Below are 205 nucleotides of genomic sequence, written 5' to 3' on the forward strand. Positions count from 1 at the left end.
CAAAATCTTAAATTGAAGAGTTTGATCATGGCTCAGATTGAACGCTGGCGGCAGGCCTAACACATGCAAGTCGAGCGGAAACGAGTTAACTGAACCTTCGGGGAACGTTAACGGCGTCGAGCGGCGGACGGGTGAGTAATGCCTGGGAAATTGCCCTGATGTGGGGGATAACCATTGGAAACGATGGCTAATACCGCATAATAGC

Annotated in this window: 1 rRNA gene; it reads left to right on the plus strand. The window is 50.2% G+C overall.

Features of this window, described 5'->3' with window-relative positions:
• Positions 1-9: 9 nt before the first annotated feature.
• Positions 10-205, plus strand: a 16S ribosomal RNA gene (locus tag TZ48_RS04485); the annotation flags it as partial.

The organism is Vibrio variabilis, from assembly GCF_003263785.1.
In the GTDB taxonomy this organism is placed as follows: Bacteria; Pseudomonadota; Gammaproteobacteria; order Enterobacterales; family Vibrionaceae; genus Vibrio; species Vibrio variabilis.